Raw genomic sequence first — 25,318 nt, forward strand, 5'->3', positions numbered from 1 at the left:
AATAAATATGAATAAAAAATTGGTAACGGATAGATATATCTCATCTTTTTTGGAACAGCTTTACTTGCTTGTAAAAGCAGGTGTGCCTTTAGATGAATCCATAGGCATGTTATCCAAAGGGGAAAGCAATAAAGAGAGTAAGGAATTATTAAATTCTCTTTTAAAAGACTTGCTTGAAGGAAAAGACTTGCATACTGCGATAGACAACTCAAAAGTTTTTCCTCATTATATGACGAAGATGATAAAAGCAGGAGAGACGACCGGGCATTTGGAGGATACTCTAAAGTCCTTGTACGAATATTATGACAGAATGGACAGACTCAATACCAGTATTAAAAACGCTGTTTTTTATCCTTCCATTTTAGCCGTTATGATGCTTGCGGTAATATTAGTTCTTATAACTAAGGTAATGCCGATATTCAGTGAGGTGTATGAACAAATGGGTAGTACATTGACAGGCTTTTCACTTGCAATGCTTAATATAGGTAAACTTTTAAATCACTACGCACTTCCATTTATAACCATCGTTGCTGTTATAATAATTTTACTTATGTGGCTTCTTAAAAGCGAAAAAGGCAAATTTATGCTTATCAGAAAGTTAAGAAAAAGTAATCTATATGGAGAAATCATTAAATCAAGATTTTCATCTGTAATGGCAATGGCTCTCGGAAGCGGATTGGAGATAGATGAAGCTTTAGATTTATCATTGGAGACGACAAATGATATAGATATGGAAGAAAAGGTAAAGTCTTTAAAAGAACAAATGGCAGAAGGCGTGAGCTTTTCAGATGCTGTAAATGAAGTAAAACTTCTCTCTGAAATAGATGCTAGATTTTTAAGCGTAGGTGTAAAGACAGGCAGTGTGGATAAGGTAATGAAGCAGATTGCCGACAGGAGCGAAGAGGAAGCCAACGAGCATATAAACAGTTTGATCAGTAAAGTGGAGCCGAGTCTTGTAATAGTTTTGGCGGTAATAACCGGAGCTATACTATTATCGGTTATGATTCCTCTTGCAAATATAATTTCGCTTATAGGATAGAGATATGAAAAAGAGTATTTATAAAGAAAATGGGATATTTTCTCTTATAAAGTCCAATTTATTTGGAATAATTTTGTTTTTATTCATTTTTATTTTTATCGTTTCGGGGATAAATTCTCTCGGAAGTAAAAGTAAGGAAGAAGAAATGAAAATAGCAAAAGACAGTATCAATAAAGCAATAGTGAGCTGTTATGCTATAGAAGGTAAGTATCCTAAAGATTTTGATTATTTGGTAAAAAACTACGGAGTACATATCAATGAATATAAATATAAGGTAAATTATCAAATATTTGCTTCAAATATTCTTCCCGATGTGACAATAATAGAAAGGTAAGTAGTATGAAAAATAATAGTAATTCTCATACAATTCAAACTGCTATGGCACTTATAATGTTTTGCTTATTTTTAGTAAGTATTCTTTTGGTGTTGACAAGCGGTGTTAAATCTTACAGCTCTATTGCTTCTAAACTTTCAAGCAGATATGAAAGCAGGACATGCATTAATTATATATCTTCCAAAGTAAAGTATAATGATACCCAAAATAGTGTGGATATAAAGGATTTTAACGGTAAAAATGCATTATATATAAAAAATCAGATTGACGATAAAGAATTTAATACTATTATTTATTATTATGACGGATACGTTAAGGAACTGACGGTAGAGGAAGGTAAAGAACTGGGGTTAAACAGCGGTCAGAATATAGTGCCGATCAAAAATATAGAGTTTAAGAAGGTAAAAAATAATCTTATACATATCTACTGCACAGATAATAAAGGAGATAAAAAGGACGCTTATATTTCTTTGAAATCCGAAGACGGAGGTACCAGTAATGGAAAATAAAAGGTCTAAATCCGTACTGTTTTTAATGGAACTTATTTTAATAATATTCTTTTTTTCTATATGTTCAAGTATTTGCCTTAAAGTATTTGCTTCCGCAAAGACAATGTCGGATTACAGTGATAACTTAAACAATGCATCTGTTCTCGCACAGGACGGAGCAGAGTGTTATAAGGCTTATAACGGAGATTTAAGTAAAGTTGCAAAAGAACTTGGCGGCGAAATTGATAACGGTAATGTTGTCGTAAAGGGTGACTTGGATTTATATATTGTAGGAAATGAAAAAGAAGCAAATGTATATGTTAACATGAGCGGAGAAAATGATATTAGTAAATCCTTGTTTTCTGTAAAAGTAGGAAATGGGGGTAAATGATATGAAGAGAAATAATAGCAATGAGTATGGGATCAATATCGGAAGCAGTACTCTTATTATGATATTTGCTCTTCTTTGTCTTGTGGTTTTCTCCCTGCTTGCATATAAGACAGCTTTAAATGAAAAAAACTTGGCTTTAAAAATTTCAAATGAAACAAAAGCATATTATGAAGCCGATTATAAAGCAACAAAAATAAAAAATAAAATAGAAAATAATATAACTAATGGTAAAAGTATTGCTTCTTTTGTGGATTATGAAAAGAATAGAAATGGAAGTAATTATATCGGATATAGTGTTAAAATAGATGAAAATAAAAAATTATCTGTAGAACTTAGACGCAGCGGAAGTAATTTAAAAGTTGTCAAGTGGACAGAAGTCAATGAGGCAAGTGAAGATTACAATAATAAACTTGACGTTTGGGGAGGAGAATTAGGTGATTAGTTTAAATGAACTTCTAAAAAGAGCCGTAGATGATAATGCTTCTGATGTATTTATCATTGCAGGAAGGGGACTTTCATATAAAGTTAACGGAGTTATAAAAGAGATAGACAGTGAAATCGTTATGCCTGATATTTCAGAGCGTATGATAAGAGAAATATTTGATATCGCAGATAGAAATATCGATAAGTATATTGAAACGGGAGATGATGATTTTTCCGTTACTATAAGAGGTCTTTCGCGTTTCAGAGTCAGTGTTTATAAGCAAAGAGGTTCCTTTGCCGCAGTCATTCGTATAGTTCCTTTTGGTATCCCGGATTACAAGAAGCTTGGTATCGGTGAAAATGTAATGGATGTGGTAAATAAGACGAAAGGACTTATCCTTGTGACCGGACCCGCGGGAGGCGGTAAATCAACGACTCTTGCTTGTATGATAGATAGGATAAACCATTCCAGGAACTCTCATATAATAACTTTGGAAGAGCCGATAGAGTATCTTCATAGGAACGATAAGTCAATAATATCTCAAAGAGAAATCGAATTCGATACGATGGATTATGTGTCTGCTTTGAGAGCTTCTTTAAGGCAGGCTCCGGATGTTATATTAGTTGGAGAGATGAGGGATTATGAGACCATAAGTACAGCTATGACCGCTGCAGAGACCGGACATCTTGTTATTTCCACTCTTCATACTGTGGGTGCCAGCAATACAGTTGATAGGATTATAGACGTTTTCCCTGCAAATCAACAGCCTCAAATCAGAGTTCAGCTTGCTATGCTCCTCCAGGCAATCGTATCTCAGCAGCTTGTTCCTACTGTAGACGGAGGGCTCGTTCCCGTATTTGAAATAATGTATGCAAATAATGCAATAAGAAATATGATAAGGGAAAGCAAGACTCATCAGCTTAATGCTACGATAGTTTCAAGTGCCTCTGAAGGTATGATAAGTATGGATAATAGCCTTTTAGAGCTTTATAAAAAAGGAGTTATATCAAAAGACATAGCTATACGCTATGCTCTTAATCCGGATAATTTATCTAAGCGAATAGAATTATAAAAATAAAAACCTTATTCATTTTTGAATAAGGTTTTTTATTTATTAGTTGTTAGGCTCCAGGGGGGAAATCGTAAATTTAATATCCAAATCAGGTTTTGCGATTTTCTTTTTGAAGTCTCTTGCAATCCTTCCAGATACCATATCCGCATTTTCAAAGCTTGTGGACGGAAGCATAACTATATATTGACATAAACTATACCTTGTAAATACGTCTCCTCTTCTTAGCGATTCTTGTATTGAACAGTGAAGTTTATCCATATATTTATTCATTATATGCTGCTTGATAGGTGATCCGTTTATATCTATTATCGTAAATAATGCCAAGTTTATAGATACCCCGGTTCTGGCTATGGACCTGGCTTCTATCTGGCATAATTCTTTGAATAAACCGAGTTCACAATAAAAAGCACCCTTAGAATAAGATTTTTCCTTTAAATTTTCTTTAATAACATTTAGGTCAAATTCAACATTTTTTGTCGTATCCAATATTGTCTTATATAAACTTGTAAGCTTTTGTGAAAGATTTAGTCCGAACTGCTTATAAAATAAGTCTACGACGTATTCATAATGTTCCAATGCTTCTTTATTCTTTTCATTTTTTGCTAAAGCATAAATCAAATGATAATGTAAATCTTCATCATATGGATCTATTATAACTGCTTTTTCGCATATTTCAGCAATAGACTGATAGTCATCCTTTTCTTTTAATATATTTATCATATCATTTATCATGGTAATATACATATTTTGGTAGTATGTAGCTAGCGGAACAACCCATGACTCATATGCACTTTTGGGTAAGAAAGTGCCTTTATATATATCAATTGCTTTAAGATAATATTCTAACTTTTCATTTTTATTATCAGAAAATTTAGCTTTATCAATTAAATTTTTGAATATTTCAATATCAATTTCAAAATCTAGGTCATTGTTCCAATGATATGAGCCCCTTGAAAATTTAATCATGTTTTTCCCTTCGGTGTAACCCAGACTATCAAGGACATTTCTCGCTCTGTGTACCAAAGTTTTTAAATTATTTGTCGGAGAAGAAAGATTTTCATCTTCCCAAAGGACTTCGATCAACTCATTTTGAGATATTTCTTTTTCTCTGAAAGCAATAAGATATTCTAATAAAGACCATACTTTCTTAAATCTGCTTGTAGAGTCATTTAAAGTATTGTCTTTATATGAAATCGAAAATTCTCCGAGCATTTTTATTTTTAAATTATTATCCATAACTTATCTCCCAGCGTAATTATACACTAAATCAGGTGAAAAAACAATGTTTTACAATTAAGGTATAGCGTCATGATTTTCTGATTTGGCTTATAAGTACCATCTGTTATTTTATTTAAATTTACAGTTATTTTTCTATTATATAATTGTATATTTTATAATTAAAGAAGTAAATAAAATTTGATTATTTTTATTAAAAATATAATTGATAATACTATATAGTTATAAAACTATTATTATTTGTAAAGTTATATTGCCATTTGTAACTTGAATTAACCTTTATAAATTTTTTTATAAAAATATATAAGTTTGAGATGTTTAGAATCGTTATGTAAAAGTTTAATCTTCTTAAAAAGTTATTTATTTTTTTGTTCTGGTAGATATTTTATTCAGATATTAAGTTTTATGTTATAATAAAAAGAAAATTATAATATGGAGATTATATAGTGGAAAAAATTGCGGTTTTAGGACCTAATGGTACTTTCAGTGACAGTGCGTCAATAGAATATATAAATGAATTTAATAATGAACTTGAGCAGGTTTATTATTCAACGATCGACGATGCCTTTCATAGTGTGGGAGCTGAATGTGAAGTTGGTATCATACCCGTTGAAAATACTTTGGACGGATATGTTCAAAGAACCTTGGATTTATTGCTTGAAATGAATGTTTACATTGAAAATGAAATAAGTATCCCTGTTCAGTTTTCTTTGGTTAGCAATACTGAAAATATTGAAGACATAAAAAAATTGTACGTTCAGTTCAAAACAAGCGGACAATGCAGGAAATTTATTGATGGACTGCGCGATGTACAAATAATAATAACTGAGAGCAATATGGAATCTTTTAATAAGGCAGAAGAAGGAAATATTGGTGAAGCTGCAATAATACCGGGACATATGTTTGAACATTCAACAGCATCTTTTAAGATAAAAAATGTGACCGATTCAATCAATAACTATACACGTTTTATAGTTGTTAGGCAGGGGGATCTTAAAGTAGATATAACTGATAATAAAGATATAAAAGTTCCCCTATATATAATGCCGGATAATGACCGACCGGGGATATTGTTCGATATATTAAAAGAATTTTCTTTAAATAGAATAAATCTCGTCTCAATAATGTCAAGACCAACTAAATTAGACATGGGTACTTATAATTTTTATTTGGAAATAAACGGAGATTTCAAACAAAAGGAAAAAATCATTAATACTATAAACAAGATAAAAGAAGATTATAAAATTAAGGTTTTGGGATTTTATTCTATAAACTAAAAGACTGTTTCTATGGTCTTTTTTTATTTAAATATTAAATATAAAAATATTTTTTATATTATATGTTACTCCTATGTAACTGGTAGGTGATATTATAATATTAAAATAAAGTTTAAATCTATTAAGAATGAGTATTAATATAGATATCGGAGGGTATTATGAAAAAGTTAAATAGAATATTAAGCTTAATGTTAATTTCATTTATGATATTAAGTTTAATTCCTTCAAATGTTTTTGCTAAGGAAATACAAAATAAAAGCGGTAAAACCGTAAGCATTTCTTATGAAAAAGGCTGGGATGACGGGGTTACCGGAGATGTTCCTGATACCAGTAAGTATGCTGTTGGAGAAACCATAAGTATAAGGACGGGCACACTTGCAAGACCTAATTATAGGTTTGCGGGCTGGAAGTATAGTAATTCTTCAACTAACTGGACTGAAAAAGTTGTAAAAGCGGGGGCTAACTTTGTTGTTCCTGATGTTGATACTATATTCAGACCTGTATGGGAAAAGGAACCTTATAAAATAAAAATCGTATATCATTATGAAAATGATAAGGTTGCAAATGAAGTCACATATAAACCCAGTAACCAAACTATCGAAAGTGAAATATCAGCATTTAATGTAGATGTTTATAACAATCATAAACCAGTAAGAAATGGCTATACATTTGCGGGATGGTTTGTGAACAGTAAGGATGGCAGAGATTATGATAAAGCTGAAGGTATTACTAACAGTGAGGGAAGATATTATGAAAATAGGGCAGAAGCAGTTATTAATCCTTGGATAATCGAAACAAATAATGGCGTCCTTGATTTATATGCAGGTTGGGTAAAGGACGGTAAGAATATTGAGGATATAAATAAACCTGAAGAAGAAAAGGTGGAATATACTTTAGAATACTGGACAAATAACGGAAACGGAGTATTTATTAGAACTACCCAAAAAGAGGGTAATTTAAATATAATAAATAAAGTTCCTAAGGCTAAAGTCGGATATGAATTTAAGGAATGGAATACAAAGTCTAATGGAAGCGGAACAGCTTATAAAGCCGGTGACAGCTTTAAATTAAATAGTAATACTAAGTTATATGCTATTTGGCAGTCAAACGGTATTGCTAACTTCTATGTTTTAAAGAATACTGCTAATGTACCTGGCAGTGCTTCTCCCGATAAACCTTCCAATTACAAACGTGTTGGAGCTGGGAAAATAAATAAATCAATCAGTAAGTCCATATACGATAATACCAGTGAAAACGGAGTTGACAGAGACGGTAACCTAGTACAAATACCTAGTATGGAAACTCAGAAAAAGGCGTTGATATCAGCAGGATATAGTGAAAAAGATATAGATAGCGGTAAGATAGCAATAAGATGGTATGTAATTAAATTTGATAAAACAGATGGTTGGCATGTCGATGGTGTTGCATATGATACTACCACTTATCATAAAGTTGTTTTTATTAATGAATATGATAAGTCTTTAAAAGATAATATATTTGAAAACTTTGAATATGTTGTTAAGTCTTATCCCAAAGTAGAAGATAATACAGGGGTTGCTAAACCTGATGTTAATCCGTATGAAGAGGGTTATGAATTTGATGGATGGTATTATGGAGACGGCACAAGACTTCAAGATCATGAACTTAAATGGGTTAATAAAGATATAGTTGTATATGCAAAATTTAAGAAAATCACATCAAAATATGTAATAAAATATATCGATATTGATACTAAAAAAGAGATAAAAAATAAAGAAACTTTGACCGGAGAATATGGAAGTTCTCTCAAAGTTGCGGCTAAGGATAAAGGAAATATAAAAGGTTATACTCTAGTAGAAAATAACAGTGAATTCCCTATAGTCATTGATGAAATTTTAAAAAACAACGGAAGCGATAAAAATGCAAGGATAATAACATTTGCATATAAGGCTAATGAGCATAAAGTAACTTATGATGCTAATCCTCCTTATAAAGGAGCTGTAGTTAAAAATGAAGATAAATTACCTAGTATAACTTCATATAAATATAATTCAAATGTGGAAGTTTCGGATTCCAAAGGAATTGAAGTCAAAGGATATACTTTTGACGGCTGGGCTGTTAAAGGACTTGAAGATGTAACTGATATTGATGTTAATTCTAAGTTTGCAATGCCTGACAATAATGTTACTCTTTCAGCAAAGTGGAAAATAAATCAATATACTGTAATCTATGATGCTAATGTTCCTAATGGCGGTGTTTTAGACGGTACGGTTACAGCAGACAAAAAATATGATTTTAATTCGGATGTTGAAGTTAATGGCGGCAACATAAGTGTTAAGGGATATTCGTTTGAAGGATATTATGATCAATATAATAATAGGTATACAGATGGAGTACATTTTAATATGCCTGCCGAAGATATTACATTAACTGCAGAATGGAAAGTAAATGATTATCCATATGTTGTACATTATGTTGATACAAATAATAATAAACTTCATGATGATAAAAATGCCTCAGCTGACTATTGTAAAAAGGTAACTGAACATGCCATTGATATAAAAGGATATTCTCCAAAAAGTTCAACTGAAAATATAACTATAGATACTGAAAACAATGAAATAACCTTTGTATATGAAAAAAATATTTATAATTATGTGGTTCATTATGTAGATACCGAAGGAAATAAGTTATCAGACGATAAGAACGGTAATGCAAAATACGACGAAACAATAACCGAAAATGCAATAAATATAAAGGGATATAGTTTACAAGGTGAAAAAGATCAGAGTATCAAAATAGATACTGAAAATAATGAAATAACATTTGTGTATGAAAAAAATAGTTATGATTACATCGTTCATTATGTAGACCTTGATGGTAACACATTATCTGCAGACAAAAAAGGCAGCGGTAAGTACAAAGAAACAATATCAGAAAAAGCAATAGATATAAAAGGTTACAGTGTACAGGGCAGTGATGAGCAAAAGATAGATATAGATGTTGAAAACAACGAAATAACTTTTGTATATGATAAAAATGTCTATGAATACAGAGTATATTATGTAGACAGAAATAACAATAGACTATATAATGATAAAATAATGAAAGCTGCTTTCGGAGATACCATAAGTGAAAAAGCGATTAATATAAATGGATACGAATTAGTAAGCAGTAACACACAGTCAATAGTAATAGATACTGAAAATAATATTATACTTTGTGTAACTTGATTAAAGCTAGGGGGAGCAATAATAATGAAGGAAAAATTATTAAGAAAAAGAATTGGCGTTATTTGCATGCTTATTGCATTTGTTTTTATGGTTCCGAGTATTATAAACGCGGCGACTTTGAAAAATGAACCTTATGTTCAGTACAATTTCAACAGCAATTTGACCGACCAAAAAGGGCACGGAGTACTTACAAAATGGAGCAGTACGGGAAATAGCAACAGGAATAATTCTTCCACGTCTTACGGTTCGGACAGCTATGGACCTTATTTTCAGTGGAAATCCACTCAGGCGAGAGGCGGCGGATTTTATATCGATATAGACAAGAATATCGGTGAAGAATATACTATCGGTCTTAAATTCTCCTTTGAACAGACAGGACCGGGCTGGAGAAAAATCATAGATTATAAGAATTCGGCTGTGGATACAGGATTTTATTTTATTTCTGATGGTCATTTGAACTTTTATAATTATGGAACCAACGGAAAAAGTGTAACTAATCATAATCAAGTAGTAGATATGATTGTCAGAAGAAACAAGTCAAAGTCTTTTGAAGCATATATAGTGAACGGAGATACCAAGACACTTGATTTACAGGTAAATGACAGTAATGATCAGGGCGTTCCGGCTGTAGTAAACGGTAAAACCAGACTAGGATTTTTCTTTGATGATATAGCCACTAGTTCGGAGGCAAGCTCGGGAGGAAAAGTATATGCCATAAAAATATGGGATAAATATATCGACCCTGACGAAGTAATCGAGGAACTCAAGCCTAAGGGATTTGTAAACGTACATTATGTTGATGAAAACGGGGATAAAATAAAAACAGATAAACAAATCGAAGGTGAAAAAGGCGAAGCTTACAGCGTAGCACAAGAGGATATAGAAGGATACAGATATGTAAGGACAGAAGGAAACGCTTCGGGAGTATTCCCTGAGGGAAATACCGATGTTACTTTTGTATATAAAAAAATAGTGAAGGGTACCGTTACAGCAAAATTTGTGGATATAAACGGGAATAAGATAAAAGATGATAAAATATATGAAGGCGAAAAAGACGAGCCTTATAATATAAAAAAAGAGAATATATACGGATATGAATATGTAAAGACCGAGGGAAATGCTACGGGAGTATTCCCTGACGGGAATATTGATGTTACCTTTGTATACAAAGTATCCATGCCTTGTACGGTAACTGCAAGGTATGTGGACGAGGACGGGAACAAGTTATGCGAAAATATAGTGTACAAGGGTTTTGAAAATGACAGTTATAAAACAAGCAAGCTTGAAATAAAGGGATATGAGTTTTTAAAAGTTGAGGGCAATGAGACTGGTAAGTTTATACATACTCCTCAAATAGTTACTTATATTTATAAAAAACAAGCTCCTCCCGAACCTGTCAAAAGAGGTGATGTAACCGCGAAGTATGTAGAGGAAGCAGGAAATGAAATTCATTCCGATTTGATATATAAAGGAAAAGCGGGGGATGATTACAAGACATCAAAACTTGTTATACCGGGATATGACTTCAAGGAAGTCGTGGGAAATGAGAGCGGTAAATTTACAGAAGGCAGTCAGGAAGTAATATATATCTATATCAAGAAAAGCCCCGATGATGCCGCAGATGACACTAAGGGCGGAAGCGTTGTGGTAAGGTATGAAGATAAAGACGGGAATATCATAAAAGAGGACGTCGTTCATAATGGTAGCGTGGGAGATAAATATGAAGTCCCTAAACCTCAAATACCGGGATATGAAGTGGAAAAAGTCGTTGGGGAAGAAAAGGGTAAAATAGAGGAGAATGTGAAAGTAATAACAGTCGTTTATAATCCTCTATCCGCTATAGATACGGCGAGCAGTGTCGTTGCAAGATATGTTGACGAAAAAGGGAACACCATACATCCCGACAATGTTTATGACGGTCAAATAGGTGATAATTATAAGACAAAAAAAGAAAACATCAAGGGATTCGAACTCGTAAAGGTTGAAGGTAAAGAAAGCGGTAAATTTGCCGAAGATGTAAAAGTCGTTACGTATGTTTATAAAGAAGTCGGCAAGGTAACGGTAAAATTCGTAGACGAAAAAGGGAATACGATAAAGAAAGAAGTCGTATATACCGGAGGTCTGGAAGAAAGATATGATATAAAATATCCTAATATAAAAGGATATGAATATGTAAAGACGCTGGGCAGTAAAACCGGTTTTTATTCAAGAGACGATCAGGAAATTATTTTTGTTTATAAAAAGGCGAAGAGCGTAAATGATAATAATAAGCTAAATAATAACACAGATAAAACAAATTCATCGGGAACGAGTAACGGCAGAGATGTATCAAATAAAAATACTCCTCCTTCCGGTTCGGTAAAGACGTCCGATGAGAATAATCTTGGTTTATATTTTATCCTTGCAATGATTTCGGCAGGCGGAGTGATGTATATGATAAGAAAATCAAAAGAAGCATAATAAATAAGGCAGGTCAAACCTGTCTTTTTTTATACTTATTTATAAAAATTATCTATAATTATTTTTTAAGTTTAATCTGTTTTATAAATATTGACAAGCATTTTCTTTACATAGAATATAGCAATTTAATATTCATTATGATATAATTTAAAAGTTAATCGGGAAATATTTATAAATTTTAGGAAATATTTATTTTAGGAGAAAAAAATGTTTAAAGAAGATACAATCGCTGCAATAGCTACACCATCCGGGTATGGCGGTATTTCTATTATTAGGATCAGCGGAAGTGAAGCATTTAAAGTTTGTGACAGAGTCTTTAAAATGAAAAAAGGTTCTATTTTTGATGTTCCTAAAAATACTATAAACTACGGTCATGTTGTAGATAAAGATACAAATGAGATAATAGATGAAGTACTTGTTTCAAAAATGTGTGAGCCGCATTCATTTACTGCGGAAGATGTCATTGAAATCAACTGCCACGGAGGAATGAGTGTTACAAAGGATATACTTAACTTGGTACTCAAAAACGGAGCAAGGCTTGCCGAAGCGGGAGAATTCACTAAAAGAGCTTTTTTAAACGGTAGGATAGATTTGGTTCAGGCTGAAGCGATAAGCGATATTATCACAGCTAAAACATCTAATTTTGCAAAGAGCGCAATGAGCTCTCTTAAAGGAGATTTATCTAAGCGTATAGATGATATAAAAGCTGATATTACTAATATGCTTGCGAGACTGGAAGTCACTATTCAATATCCGGAATATGATGAAGAAGATTTAACAAATAATGAAATAGTGGAATTAATAAATTCCATGAAATCTAAACTTAATAAAATTATTGCTACTTTTGAAAAAGGAGAAATTTTAAAAGACGGAATAAATGTCGCTATAATAGGAAAACCAAATGTTGGAAAATCTCAGCTTTTAAATGCACTTATAAATGAAAATAAAGCTATCGTGACCGAAGAAGCCGGTACTACAAGGGACATTGTGGACGAAGTAGTAAATATAAAAGGTGTTCCTATTAAATTTATAGACACTGCGGGAATTAGAAATGCGGACAGTAAAGTTGAAAAAATCGGCATAGATAAATCAATTGCAATGCTTGAAGAAAGTAATATTATTTTATTTTGTATAGATACATCAAGAGCTCTTGACACTGAAGATATGGATATAATAAAAATGCTTCCTGATGATAAGGAAATATTGGTTGTGCTCAATAAAATGGATTTGAATACAAATATGGATACGATCAAAGCATTTGAGAATTATAAAACAGTTGAAATTTCTGCTCTTAAAAAAGAGGGGATAGAAAAAATAGAAAATAAGATATATGAACTTACCGGATTAACTGAAGATGATGAAGTAGGAAATACACTGGTAAGTAATGTAAGACATAAAAATCTTTTGATTGGGGCAAGAGAAGATTTTGATAATGCTATTAAAATGATAAATGAAGGGCTTGAGGTGGATCTTGCAGAGATAGATATAAATTCGGCTTTAGGCAAGCTCGGGGGTATCACTGGAGAGACAACAAGCGAAGATATAATAGATGAAATATTTAAAAATTTCTGTTTAGGAAAGTAGAGGATATAATGAGTTTTTTAGCTGGTGAATATGATGTTATAGTAATAGGTGCCGGACATGCGGGATGTGAAGCGGCACTTGCAAGTGCAAGAAAAGGAAGCCGTACTCTTCTTTTAACACTTAATTTAGATGCTCTTGCGATGATGCCTTGTAACCCTTCAATAGGAGGGACGGGAAAGGGGCATTTGGTCAGAGAAATAGATGCACTTGGCGGAGAAATGGGTAAAAACATAGATAAGACTTTTATTCAAACAAAGACTCTTAATACTGCTAAAGGTGTTGCGGTTCAGTCTCTTAGAGCACAAGCTGATAAGAAAAAGTATCAGGAAGAGATGAAATTTGTAATTGAAAACACCGATAATCTGGATTTGAAACAGCAGGAGGCAGTGGAAATACTTACTGAAGACGAAAAAGTAAGCGGTGTCATCACTCATACCGGAGCAATGTATAAGACCAAAGCTATAGTTATTTGTTCGGGAACATATTTGAAAGGCAGGATAATAATAGGTGATGTAAGCTATTCCGGAGGTCCGAATGGTATTTTCCCTGCGAATAAGTTAAGCGACAGTTTAAAAAAACTGGGATTTAAACTATTAAGACTAAAGACGGGGACTCCTGCAAGGGTAAATAAAAGAAGTATAGATTTTTCAAAAATGGAAGTTCAGTTTGGAGATAAGGAAATAACTCCTTTTTCTTTTGAAAATGAAGATAAAGATTTAGACTATGATGAGCAGCCATGTTATCTTGCTTATACCAATGAAAAGACACACGAAGTTATTAAAGATAATCTGCATCGTTCACCTCTATACAGCGGAAATATCACAGGTATAGGACCGAGATATTGTCCCAGTATAGAAGATAAAATAGTTAGGTTTGCAGATAAGGAAAGACATCAGCTATTTGTTGAACCTGAAGGTCTCAATACAAATGAGATGTATCTTCAGGGTATGAGTTCATCTCTTCCCGAAGATGTTCAGGTCAAGTTCTTAAGAACCATTAAAGGTCTTGAAAATGTAGAAATAATGAGAGTAGCATATGCCATTGAATACGATGCCGTAGAACCTACTCAAATAGAGTTATCTCTTGAAAGTAAAGTAGTTAAAGGATTATTTACTGCCGGACAAATAAACGGGACCAGTGGGTATGAGGAGGCTGCAGCACAGGGACTTATTGCAGGTATCAATGCAAGTAACTATGTTCAAAATAAAGAACCTCTTATTTTAGACAGGGCGAGCAGTTATATTGGAGTTCTTATTGACGATATCACAACAAAAGGAACAAAAGAACCTTATAGGATGTTTACTTCAAGGGTCGAATACAGACTTCTTTTAAGACAGGATAATGCGGACTTAAGACTTACTCCTTATGGTTATGAACAGGGGCTGATAAGTAAGGAAAGATATGAAAATCTTTTGAAATATGAAGATGCTGTAAATAATGAAAAGTCAAGACTTAAACAAGTAAAAATCACTCCAAGCAATGAGAATAATCAGAAATTGACTGAAATAGGAACGACACCTTTAAGAAACACCATAACAGTATATGACCTTATAAAGAGACCTAAAATAAGCTATGATGATACAGAAATATTTGATGAAAACAGGGCTGAGCTTTCAAGGCGAGTTAAGCAGCAAGTTGAAATTCAAATAAAATATCATGATTATATTTTAAAGCAGCAAGCAAGCATTGATAAGTTTAAGTCCATGGAGAAGAAAGTACTTCCCGAGGATATAAATTATAATGAAATAAAGAATTTGAGATTGGAAGCAAGGCAAAAACTTGAAGATATAAGACCCAAAAATTTAGGACAGGCTTCGAGGATATCCGGAGTTTCTCCGTCAGATATAAATGTACTTTTAATAGAACTTGCAAAGAATAAATAGTAGGGGGATAGAAGTGACAAACGTAAAAAAAGTTAAAGAACTAGATATATCACTGATTTCAGCAAACAAAGATCAACCAAGGAAATATTTCGATGAAGAAAGTATTAAAGAGCTTTCAGAGTCTATAAAAAGTCTCGGGATAATTCAGCCGATTACAGTTAGACAAAAAGGATTTAATGCTTATGAAGTAGTCAGCGGCGAAAGACGACTTAGAGCAAGCAGACTTGCCGGACTAAGTAAAATTCCTTGTATCATAGTTTCTATTAACAGCGAAGAAAATGATTTAATAGCTTTAATAGAAAATATACAAAGAGAAAATTTAAACTTTTATGAAGAAGCTTTAAGTTATAAGAAAATAATGAGCGAATATGGAATGAGTCAGGAAGAACTTGCAGGGAGGATAGGTAAAAAGCAATCTACTATTTCTAATTTAGTTAGACTTTTAAATCTCGATGAGGAGGTTCTTCAGATAATCATTGAAAATAATCTTACTCAGCGTCATGCCAGATGTTTGCTTTCTCTGCCTGACAGTAATATGAGATTAAAAGCTGCAAAGGAAATTGCGAAGAAAGATTTAAATGTAAAGAACTCAGAGCTTTTAGTTGAAAGATTAAAGCAGGAAGTTGTTATTAATTCTTCTAAAACCAATGTTAAAAATATTTTTAATTATAAAATTTATACAAATACTATAAAACAAGCGTATAAGAGTATTTTTAACACCGGACTTGAATGTGATTACAAAGAAAAAGACTTTGATGACAGGATAGAAGTTGTCATTACAATTCCTAAAAAATAAAATTAAAAAGTTACAAAAAGCATGTGGAATCAATCTGTATGCTTTTTTTGTAACTTAATAAAAACTTAATATTTAATTTACTTTATCTTCATTGCTATGATTGTCGAAATTTGTTATAATCTCATCATTACATTGATATATTAAGAGGATAAAAGACATGAATTTGGAAAAATTAAATCAGAAAAAATATATTATAGCTGGAATTGTATTAGTATCGCTTTTCTTAGTGATTAAGATTATTCTTTCTCCGATCATTTTCGCAAGTGGTTCTATGGATTTAGAGATAAACAGTAAGCTTAATGCAAAGGATAATATAAGGATAACCTTTTTTGGTTCTAAAGATGCAGTTTTGATCGATGACAGCAAAGTAGATACAAATAAGATAGGCACATATACTCTGATATATAAATATCGGGGAAAAGAGTATCCTATAAAGGTAAATGTGGTGGATACCGTGGCTCCTCAGTTTGAAACGGTTCCTTTAAAAATAGAATCCGGAGTAAAAATATCGCCGAAAAGTTTGGTTAAAAATATAAAGGATGCTACTAAAACTACTGTTAAATTTGATAAAGAATATACATTTGAAGATAAGGGTGAATACAAAGTAGGCGTAGCTGTAACAGATGAATGCGGAAATGAGACTGTTAAATATACTAAAATATATGTAGTTAAAGATGAAACCCCTCCCGTCATCTCTAATATCGCACCTATTAATGTAGTTGAGGGCGGAGCTTTGAATTTAAAAAAAGGAGTGAGTGTAAAAGATGATTACGATCCTGCTCCTAAGTTAATTATAAATGAAAATAATGTAGATATAAAAAAAGCCGGTAGTTATAAAGTAATATATAAAGTTACTGACAGATCCGGTAATATTGATTTAAAAGAAAGAACAGTAAATGTAGTAAAAAAAATAGGGACTACAAAGGAAAGCAAGAAAAAAATAGTATACCTGACATTTGATGACGGACCTTCCGCAAATACAAAGGAAATATTAGATATTTTAGATAAGTATAATGTAAAAGCAACATTTTTTGTTACGGGTAACGGTAAAAAATATAATAATTTAATCAAAGTCGCACACGATAAAGGACATACCATTGCTCTTCATACATATACTCATAATTATAAAAAAGTCTATAAATCAGAAAAAGCATATTTTGAGGATTTAAATAAACTTGAAAATATGATAAAAGGTATAATCGGATATTCTCCTAAATATATTCGTTTTCCCGGAGGTTCTTCAAATACCGTGAGCAGGGCTTATAAAAAAGGCATTATGTCAAAGCTCACAAAGGAAGTCGTAAACAGAGGATATCAGTATTATGATTGGAACTGTGATTCAACAGATGCTTCCGGTAATGAAGTTGCTGTTGGCACGTTAGTAAAAAACGCGACGATGTGTAAAGAGAAAAATATAAATATTCTTTTTCACGATACGGACGCAAAAGATACAACAGTAAAATCTCTTCCAAAGATAATTAAAAAATATAAGAAAAGAGGCTATATATTTAAAGCCATAGATGAAAAATCTTATGCTCCTCATCATGGAGTAAATAATTAATAATTAAAGGACATGCTTAATGCATGTCTTTTTTATTTGTTCCACCGCGAAATATGAGCAAGTATATTATTTAAAAATTATATAATTCTATTTGTTTGTTTTAGTCATAAAAATCATGAAGATATTTGATTATTTTTGAAAGAATTTTTTTGATTTATTTATTAAATAACAGTTGACTTTTTACTATAATTGGATTATTATAAAAGCGTAATAAGAACAATATTTCAATTACTGAACAAATGTAAAAATAAAATATATAGAAATAAATTTCAATAAGCAAAATAGGAGGAAATTTCATGAAAAAAGTTTTCGATGACACACGATTAATGGTAAAAGTATGTGACCTTTATTACAACAACGATATGAGACAAGAAGAGATTGCACAAAAACTTGAAATTTCCAGAGCTACAATTTCAAGGATTCTTAAAAATGCTAAGAACGAAGGGATTGTAAAAATTGAAGTTATTAATCCACTGAAAAATAATTATTATAAGCTGGAAAAAGCCTTGGAAGAAAAGTTCGGACTTCATGAAGTAATTATAGCTTCCGATGCCGTTGATGTAGCTTATGAACAGGATTATTTAGGAAAAGCTTGTGCCTCATACCTTCAAAGAGCGTTAAAGGACGGCGAGGTCGTCGGACTTTCGATGGGTAAAACGATAAAAACAATTGCTCCTCATATTAGACAAGAAAAACCTAGAAATATCTCTTTCATACCTCTCCTTGGAGGTATGGGGCAAGTAGGTATAGAGTATCACTGCAATCAAGTCGTAATTGATTTTTCAAGAGCATTTGGCGGGGAATATCATCTTCTTCATGCTCCTGCCATGATACTTGATAAAAATTTAATGGATAGCCTTAAAAATGATATACACATTAAGCAGGTCCTTGATTTAATGGATAATATGACTACGGCGGTCGTTGGAATAGGAACGGCGGTTGAAGGTTCTACCATGATGGAAACCGGATATTACAATAATGAAGATATCGATGAAATGAGGAATATGGGCATAGTAGGGGATATATGCCTTCAGATGTATGATATAAACGGAGATACAAATTACTCTTATAATAAATATGTTTTTGGATTTAAGATTGATAATTTGAGAAAAATCAAAAGAGTAGTAGGAATAAGTTCCGGTAAAGAAAAGTTAGATGCGATTTACGGAGCTATAAACGGAAAACTAATAAATGTTTTGGTAACCAATGATGAAACTGCAAAGTTATTACTCGATAAATAGATTTGAAAGGATAATAAATAATATGTGGAAAATATTTTTAGCTGCATTTGTACTTATGATTTTTAATTCTTTACTAACATATAAACAGGCTAAGAATTTCAGCGTTTCATTTAATGAAGTACATAAGTACGGAAATGTCAGTGTAGGAAAAGATAAACAGTATTTTGTATATGGGGTCATTGTTATACTTGCATGCGATAATAACGGACTTGTTACCAAAGGACAAATGATGAATGGATTTAGTGTGTTTGCAAGATTTAGACCATTTAATGATTTGGTTGGCAGATCTATTTATGAAATAAAAACAGAAGAGCAATTAAAAGTTAAAACTTTTAGAAGTAAAAAAAGAAGAGAAAAAGGAAGTGCTTTACTTCAGGCAGTCAATGGGCTTATTGGAGTTTTGGAAAAAAGTAAAGCAGAAGAAGTAGGAGAAGAAAAACTAATAGGAGGTGATACGGTAGCGGAAAATGCATAGATATATTTTGTATGTTAAGACAAAAGTCTTTCATAGAATATAAAAAATAATAGAAAGGAGAATTTTAATGGAATTCTTAACAAAACTTGCAGAAGGTTTTATCGGATTATTTAATGCAGGAGGAGAGCAATTTATCGGCTGGGTAACCGGAATTATCCCTACACTTATTGTTTTGATAACAGCTATTAACGCTCTTATTAAAATAATCGGTGAAGAAAGAGTTGATAAGTTCATGAAGGTACTATCAAAAAGTTTTATCACAAGATATACTTTGATGCCTATACTTGCTATGTTCTTCTTATGTAACCCAATGGCATATTCTTTCGGTCGTTTCTTAAAAGAAGAACACAAGGTTGCATTCTATGATTCTACGGTTTCATTCTGCCATCCGATAACAGGATTATTCCCACATGCAAATGCCGGTGAACTTTTCGTTTTCTTGGGTATTGCGAACGGTCTAACTAAGTTAAATCTTAGTACTACACCTTTGGCACTACGATATTTCTTGGTTGGTGTTGTTGTAATCTTAATCAGAGGCGTTGTAACAGAAAGAATTTACGCAATCATGAACAAGAAAAGCGTAAACGCATAGAAAGGAGAAATAAAAGTGAGTAAATTTAAAGCCGTTATAATTGAAAAAGGATCACAGGGTTGGGGTGGACCGTTAGTTATACAACCAACAGAAAAGAAAAATAAGATAGCCAGTGTTACAGGCGGTGGTATACATCCCGTTGCACAGTATATAGCCGATTTAACAGGCGCAGAAGCAATAGATGCATTTTCAACAGGGGTACCTGATGATGAAATGGCAGTTGTTGTAGTAGACTGCGGCGGTACTGCAAGATGCGGAGTATATCCTAGAAAAGGCGTATTGACCGTTAACTTGGAACCGGGCGGAGCAACCGGACCTCTTGCTCAGTACATACATGAAGATAATTACGTTTCGGACGTAAGCGAAAAAGAAGTTTCGTTATATGACGGAGAAGTAAAAGTAGACACTCCTGAACCTGAAATAACAGCTGATAGTTCAGAATCATCTGCAAAAGAAGATGCTACAGGCGGACAAAAGGGATTTATCGGAGTAGTTTCTAAAATAGGTAAAGCGGTTGGCGGAGTTGTAAATAAATTCTTTGCAGCAGGTAGAGATGCTATTGACACGACAATAAGAAATATTTTACCATTCATGGCATTCGTTAGTATGCTTCTTGGTATCATCACAGCATCGGGTATCGGTGATATTATTGCTAAGGCAATCAGTCCACTGGCTGGTTCATTACCTGGAATGATCTTACTATCCGTTATTTGTGCAATCCCATTCTTATCACCAGTTCTCGGACCGGGCGCTGTTATTGCTCAGGTAGTCGGTGTTTTAGTCGGTGCTGAAATAGCAAAAGGAAATATCCCTCCAAGTTATGCACTTCCTGCATTATTTGCAATAGATGCTCAAGTTGGTGCAGACTTTGTACCGGTTGGTTTATCACTTGGGGAAGCAGAACCTTCAACAGTTGAAATCGGGGTACCTGCAATGCTATTCTCAAGACTTATAACAGGTCCTCTTGCAGTAGTAATTGCATACTTATTCTCATTTGGACTATATTAATAATTTGAAATCATAAAAAAATTTACATAAGGAAAGTTAGGGTATGGATTATAAATCAAAAATAATTGGATTTGGCGATATCGCGTTGGATTTTTTGGAAGAAAAAATGCTTATCTTATTTAATGAAGATGCACCATTGGAACTTGCAGAATTATCTGTTCTTCATGAAAAAAAGGAACTTGACAGTGAAATAAAGGTTGGGGATTTTATGTCTTTGGGAGACAATGACTATGTTGTCACAGCTGTAGGAGCTGAAGCGAACGATACATTTAAGATGCTTGGACATTGCTGTTTGGTGTTTGGCGGTAAAGATGAGGTGGAACTTCCGGGACAAATTCAATTAAAAGGTGAAAAACTTCCTGAGTTAAAACAGGGAGATTATATTCAAATAAAATTTTTAGGAGGACATAAATAGATATGTTAAGAATGAATTATAAGCTAGCTGAACTGGAAGAAAAAAATGCTCCTATTATGACCAGTATAATAGGAGCGGGACAAATGGGCAGGGGCATGACCAGTCAAATGATCAGGATGAAAGGTATGAAACCCGCTGTAGTAGCCGACATTAATATCGATAATGTCGTTGCCGCATTTGAAAACTCTGGATTAACCAAAGATGACTATATTATAACAAATAAATTGAGTGAAGCCAATACTTACTTGGAAAAAGGAAAGTATATTGCTACGGAAAATTCTGAAATTGGTGCAAAAGCTAATCTTATTGCTGCCGCAGTAGACGCGACGGGAGTTCCTGAAGTAGGTGCAAAAGTCGCTATCGACTCTATAAATGAAGGCAAACATATCTGTATGCTCAACGTTGAAACCGATGTAGTTATCGGTCCTATGCTTAAAAAATTAGCTGATAATGCCGGCGTTATTTATACCGGAAGTGCAGGGGATGAACCGGGTGCAGTAAAGGAATTATATGATTTCGCAACTGCAGCAGGTTTTGATGTAAGAGTTATAGGTAAAGGTAAAAATAATGCTATAGATTTAGATGCAAACCCTACTTCTTTAGCAGAATATGCAGCTAAGAGAGGCGTTAGTCCTAAGATGCAGACTGCATTTACAGACGGTACAAAGACAATGGTAGAACTTACGGCTATGGCTAACTCCACAGGCTTTATACCTGATATAAGGGGCGGACACGGTCCTGAAGCAGAAGTAAAAGATTTACCGAACTTATTCAGACCTACAAGTGAAGGTGGTATCCTTGAAAACGGATATGGAAAAGTTGAATGGGTCAACGGGATAGCACCTGGTGTATTTGTAATCATTTCAAGTGATCTTCCGTTCGTTAAACATGAAATGAATTACTTAAGCATGGGAGAAGGTCCTAACTGGGTACTTTATAGACCATATCATTTATGTTCTTTGGAAACTCCATTAACAGTTGCTAAAGCTGTTTTAGATAACATTTCTACATTGGTTCCTATGGACGGCGGACTTGTTTGCGAAACCGTTGCTGTTGCTAAAAAAGATTTAAAAGCAGGCGAAATGTTAGACGGTATCGGTGGATATACTGTTTACGGAACAGTTGATACTCATCAGAATATGCTTAATGATAATGCAGTTCCATTAGGCGTTATTACTAAGAATACAAAACTTGTTAAAGACGTTAAGAAGGGACAGACTATTACATATGACATGGTATCATTAGACGATAATTCTTTGATAGTTCAGCTTAGAAAATTACAAGATAGATTCTTCGGATAAAATATAATAAATAATTAAAATTGTTACAACTTGCAAAAAAAGACCTCGGCGTTGAGGTCTTTTTATATAAGCTATATGATGTGTATATTGAGTAAGTAAGGGGCGCGGAATCTGCCGAAGGCAGGCGTAGTGCCCCGATGTTATTTACTGCCGTTATCCTCTTTTTTGTTATTATTGCCCTTGCTTTTTTTATTACTGTTTTTGTTTTTATCTTCTTTGCTTTTGCACTTTTCATGCTCGTATTCGTTGATAAGTTCAAATAATTTGTTCCTTGCATCACTCAGCGAACCAACCGCGTCAATAAGCCCTATCTCTACCGCCTGTTCACCTACAAGGACCGAACCCATATCGTTTACGAGTTCATCGGTATTGAGCATTATTTTATTGAATAACTCCTTATCCACGTTGGAATGTCCCACAACGAATTCGGTTATCCTTTCCTGCATTTTCTGGAAGTATATAAAGCTTTGAAGCACTCCTATCACAAGCCCCGTAGTCCTTATGGGATGTATCATCATCGTTGCCGTCGGAACGATAAATGAGTAACTTCCGCTTACCGCAAGTGGTACTCCTATGCTGTGGCTCCCTCCGAGAACAAGTGTTACGCATGGTTTGCTCATTCCGGATATCAGTTCGGATATGGCAAGCCCCGCTTCCACATCTCCTCCCATGGTGTTTAAAATAAGGAGTACGCCTTTTATTTCATCTTTTTCTTCCACGTCGATTATCATTGGTATTATATGTTCGTACTTAGTGGATTTTTTCGGAGAACCCGCTTCTATATGACCTTCTATTTCTCCGATAATGCTTATTGTCTGTATCCCGCTGTTATATCCGTCGTTTAGCTGTCCAAGCTCTTTTAATCTGTTCAGCGTTTCATCGTCAAAATCAGATTCGTGAGATAAATCAAAGTCTTCTTGATTGTTCATTTTTAATTCGTCTTTATTTTTCATTATATTTCCTTTCAAACAAAATAAAATAAGAAAGAACTTTTGTCCTTTCTTATTTTTTCCTTTTATTTAAAATTTATGTAATTTTTATTTTATTAAATTTGTATGTAATACGTTAACCGCATCCTTTGCCTGTTTTGTATCTACAAGCACTGATACGGTTGTACTTGAGTCGGATGACTGATGTACAAAAATATTGTTTGAATAAAGTGCTGCAATTATTTTTGCGACTACTCCCGGAACGCCTTTCATTCTTCCCATTATGGTTATCTTTGTAAATCCGTCGCAGATAGTGTATTCAAGACCTATCTTGGACATTACTTCGTCAACTACGTTTTGTTTATCCGTATCTATTATGAATGTCTTTCTGTCAGGGAAAATGTTTATCATGTCGATAGATATTTCTTTTTCCGCAAGCAGATCGAATAGCCTGTCTTCTTTTTTAAGGTCGGTGAATTTGATATCTACCTGGCTGCATCCGTCTATTTGTGTAACTGCAGAGAAATTCTTTTCGCTGTATATATCCTGAGAAACATCTTCTATCCTCGTTCCTCCGTAGTATCTTCCTTTCTGCGTATTTAATATAGCGATAGGTACATCTGCTTTCATTGCGTATTCCACCGCTCTCGGATGGATGACTTTGGCTCCGTACTCCGCAAGCTGGAATACTTCGTCGTAATCAACGGTTTCTATAAGCTCGGCATTTTCGACTACTCTAGGATCGGCTGTCATTACTCCATCCACGTCGGTATATATTTCCACTAAGTCTGCATTCAGTGCCGCACCCAAAGCAGTAGCGGTAATGTCGCTGCCGCCTCTTCCGAGGGTCAGTATCTGTCCGCTTTTACTCATACCCTGAAATCCTGCAACTACGGGAACTACGTCTTGATTTAAAAGTTCCATGAGCCTGTTTGTATCTATGTTGACTATCTTGCCGTCTCCGTAATTTTCATTAGTAACGATACCTGCTTGTCCGCCTGTAAGAGCTCTTGCATTTATGCCTTTTGCTCTTATTTCTTCACTTACCACGACAGTGGTTATGATTTCTCCGCATGTCGCAAGTAAGTCTTTGTTTCTAAGATTTGCTTTTTTCATATCGGGAAGAAGGCTTAAAAGCGAATCGGTCGCATATGGTTCCGGTTTTCTTCCCATAGCGGAAACTACAATGATAGGTTTGAACCCGTCATCAATGGCATCTATCATATTCTTTATGATCATACTTCTTGATTTCGCGGTGTTTACACTGGTTCCGCCGTATTTTTGCACTATAATTTTCATATTTGGACCCCTATAACTAATATTATTATTTTTCTAAATTGACCATTATTGTATCCATTCCTATTTTTACTATGCTCTCCCAAGGAATAGTCAAATATTCCACTTCTCCGGAAAAGAACTTTCTGGCTTTGCCCTGCGGAATTAATACTGCTTCTATTTTACCCTGTTTTTCATCTATTTTCAAGTCACAATTACCTAAAACACCCAATTTTTCGCCGTTATTTATGTTTACGATTATCCTGTTCTTCAACTCTTCTAAATGCATATAACTCACCTCATTTATATATATGAAGCAAGGCAG

Annotated in this window: 23 protein-coding genes; 19 read left to right on the plus strand and 4 right to left on the minus strand. The window is 33.5% G+C overall.

The features are described from left to right. Nucleotides 1-7 precede the first annotated feature (7 nt). From NSA01_RS01545 to NSA01_RS01570, 6 genes are read left to right on the plus strand one after another with little or no spacing between them, the layout of a single operon-like run. On the plus strand, nt 8-1,039 hold the full coding sequence (locus NSA01_RS01545) for a type II secretion system F family protein (RefSeq protein WP_257479763.1): 1,032 nt from the start codon (nt 8-10) through the stop codon (nt 1,037-1,039). 4 nt (nt 1,040-1,043) lie between these two features. After that, nucleotides 1,044-1,373, plus strand: coding sequence for a hypothetical protein (locus NSA01_RS01550; protein ID WP_257479764.1), 330 nt, complete (start codon nt 1,044-1,046; stop codon nt 1,371-1,373). Nucleotides 1,374-1,378: 5 nt separating this feature from the next. Next, nucleotides 1,379-1,882: a DUF4860 domain-containing protein gene (locus NSA01_RS01555; RefSeq protein ID WP_117531570.1), complete on the plus strand. Its 504-nt coding sequence runs from the start codon at nt 1,379-1,381 to the stop codon at nt 1,880-1,882. Then, nucleotides 1,872-2,252, plus strand: coding sequence for a hypothetical protein (locus tag NSA01_RS01560; protein ID WP_257479765.1), 381 nt, complete (start codon nt 1,872-1,874; stop codon nt 2,250-2,252). The genes NSA01_RS01555 and NSA01_RS01560 overlap by 11 nt, the downstream gene beginning before the upstream one ends. 1 nt (nt 2,253) lies before the next feature. Next, nucleotides 2,254-2,694 carry a hypothetical protein gene (locus tag NSA01_RS01565; RefSeq protein ID WP_257479766.1) on the plus strand — a complete coding sequence of 147 codons (441 nt, stop codon included), beginning with the start codon at nt 2,254-2,256 and terminating at the stop codon, nt 2,692-2,694. Beyond that, nucleotides 2,690-3,748 (plus strand): type IV pilus twitching motility protein PilT, encoded by a 1,059-nt coding sequence (locus NSA01_RS01570; protein WP_257479802.1) that lies wholly within the window; start codon nt 2,690-2,692, stop codon nt 3,746-3,748. Before NSA01_RS01565 ends, NSA01_RS01570 begins: the two co-directional genes overlap by 5 nt. Nucleotides 3,749-3,790: 42 nt before the next feature. On the opposite strand, the gene NSA01_RS01575 is transcribed toward NSA01_RS01570, so the two are convergent. Further along, the gene (locus tag NSA01_RS01575) at nt 3,791-4,984 is read right to left on the minus strand and encodes an AfsR/SARP family transcriptional regulator (RefSeq protein ID WP_257479767.1); all 1,194 of its coding nucleotides are present in this window, start codon (nt 4,982-4,984) and stop codon (nt 3,791-3,793) included. A 446-nt stretch (nt 4,985-5,430) separates the two neighbouring features. Between NSA01_RS01575 and NSA01_RS10070 the strand changes: the two genes are divergently transcribed. The 13 genes from NSA01_RS10070 to NSA01_RS01640 all read left to right on the plus strand — a co-directional run bounded on the left by NSA01_RS10070 (nt 5,431) and on the right by NSA01_RS01640 (nt 22,789). Continuing rightward, complete coding sequence (locus NSA01_RS10070; protein ID WP_257479768.1) at nt 5,431-6,261, plus strand: prephenate dehydratase; 831 nt, start codon at nt 5,431-5,433, stop codon at nt 6,259-6,261. 158 nt (nt 6,262-6,419) lie between these two features. Next, nucleotides 6,420-9,473 (plus strand): MucBP domain-containing protein, encoded by a 3,054-nt coding sequence (locus NSA01_RS01585; RefSeq protein ID WP_257479769.1) that lies wholly within the window; start codon nt 6,420-6,422, stop codon nt 9,471-9,473. A 24-nt stretch (nt 9,474-9,497) separates the two neighbouring features. Then, nucleotides 9,498-11,933: a MucBP domain-containing protein gene (locus NSA01_RS01590; RefSeq protein WP_257479770.1), complete on the plus strand. Its 2,436-nt coding sequence runs from the start codon at nt 9,498-9,500 to the stop codon at nt 11,931-11,933. Between the two features lie 207 nt (nt 11,934-12,140). Next, the gene (gene mnmE, locus NSA01_RS01595) at nt 12,141-13,517 is read left to right on the plus strand and encodes a tRNA uridine-5-carboxymethylaminomethyl(34) synthesis GTPase MnmE (protein ID WP_257479771.1); all 1,377 of its coding nucleotides are present in this window, start codon (nt 12,141-12,143) and stop codon (nt 13,515-13,517) included. Nucleotides 13,518-13,525: 8 nt separating this feature from the next. After that, entirely contained in the window at nt 13,526-15,400 is a 1,875-nt protein-coding gene (gene mnmG / locus NSA01_RS01600; RefSeq protein WP_257479772.1) for a tRNA uridine-5-carboxymethylaminomethyl(34) synthesis enzyme MnmG, read from the plus strand. 13 nt (nt 15,401-15,413) lie between these two features. Next, nucleotides 15,414-16,196 (plus strand): ParB/RepB/Spo0J family partition protein, encoded by a 783-nt coding sequence (locus NSA01_RS01605; protein WP_257479773.1) that lies wholly within the window; start codon nt 15,414-15,416, stop codon nt 16,194-16,196. 157 nt (nt 16,197-16,353) lie between these two features. Next, nucleotides 16,354-17,757: a polysaccharide deacetylase gene (locus NSA01_RS01610; protein ID WP_257479774.1), complete on the plus strand. Its 1,404-nt coding sequence runs from the start codon at nt 16,354-16,356 to the stop codon at nt 17,755-17,757. A gap of 296 nt (nt 17,758-18,053) precedes the next feature. Beyond that, complete coding sequence (locus NSA01_RS01615; protein WP_257479775.1) at nt 18,054-18,998, plus strand: sugar-binding transcriptional regulator; 945 nt, start codon at nt 18,054-18,056, stop codon at nt 18,996-18,998. Between the two features lie 22 nt (nt 18,999-19,020). Then, nucleotides 19,021-19,473 carry a transcriptional regulator GutM gene (locus NSA01_RS01620; RefSeq protein ID WP_257479776.1) on the plus strand — a complete coding sequence of 151 codons (453 nt, stop codon included), beginning with the start codon at nt 19,021-19,023 and terminating at the stop codon, nt 19,471-19,473. 67 nt (nt 19,474-19,540) lie between these two features. After that, nucleotides 19,541-20,065: a PTS glucitol/sorbitol transporter subunit IIC gene (srlA, locus tag NSA01_RS01625; RefSeq protein ID WP_256146393.1), complete on the plus strand. Its 525-nt coding sequence runs from the start codon at nt 19,541-19,543 to the stop codon at nt 20,063-20,065. 15 nt (nt 20,066-20,080) lie between these two features. Then, nucleotides 20,081-21,073 carry a PTS glucitol/sorbitol transporter subunit IIB gene (srlE, locus tag NSA01_RS01630; RefSeq protein ID WP_257479777.1) on the plus strand — a complete coding sequence of 331 codons (993 nt, stop codon included), beginning with the start codon at nt 20,081-20,083 and terminating at the stop codon, nt 21,071-21,073. 43 nt (nt 21,074-21,116) lie between these two features. Further along, nucleotides 21,117-21,488, plus strand: a complete 372-nt coding sequence (locus NSA01_RS01635; RefSeq protein ID WP_257479778.1) for a PTS glucitol/sorbitol transporter subunit IIA — start codon at nt 21,117-21,119, stop codon at nt 21,486-21,488. 2 nt (nt 21,489-21,490) lie between these two features. Then, entirely contained in the window at nt 21,491-22,789 is a 1,299-nt protein-coding gene (locus tag NSA01_RS01640) for an NAD(P)H-dependent oxidoreductase (RefSeq protein WP_257479779.1), read from the plus strand. 140 nt (nt 22,790-22,929) lie between these two features. On the opposite strand, the gene NSA01_RS01645 is transcribed toward NSA01_RS01640, so the two are convergent. From NSA01_RS01645 to NSA01_RS01655, 3 genes are all read right to left on the minus strand, one after another. Continuing rightward, nucleotides 22,930-23,742 carry a ClpP family protease gene (locus NSA01_RS01645; protein ID WP_257479780.1) on the minus strand — a complete coding sequence of 271 codons (813 nt, stop codon included), beginning with the start codon at nt 23,740-23,742 and terminating at the stop codon, nt 22,930-22,932. An 84-nt stretch (nt 23,743-23,826) separates the two neighbouring features. Further along, nucleotides 23,827-25,017, minus strand: a complete 1,191-nt coding sequence (dapG, locus tag NSA01_RS01650; RefSeq protein ID WP_117532613.1) for an aspartate kinase — start codon at nt 25,015-25,017, stop codon at nt 23,827-23,829. A 25-nt stretch (nt 25,018-25,042) separates the two neighbouring features. Continuing rightward, the gene (locus NSA01_RS01655) at nt 25,043-25,282 is read right to left on the minus strand and encodes a YlmC/YmxH family sporulation protein (protein ID WP_257479781.1); all 240 of its coding nucleotides are present in this window, start codon (nt 25,280-25,282) and stop codon (nt 25,043-25,045) included. Between the last annotated feature and the right edge of the window lie 36 nt (nt 25,283-25,318).

Source organism: Anaerofustis stercorihominis, from assembly GCF_024623185.1.
Lineage (GTDB): Bacteria > Bacillota > Clostridia > Eubacteriales > Anaerofustaceae > Anaerofustis.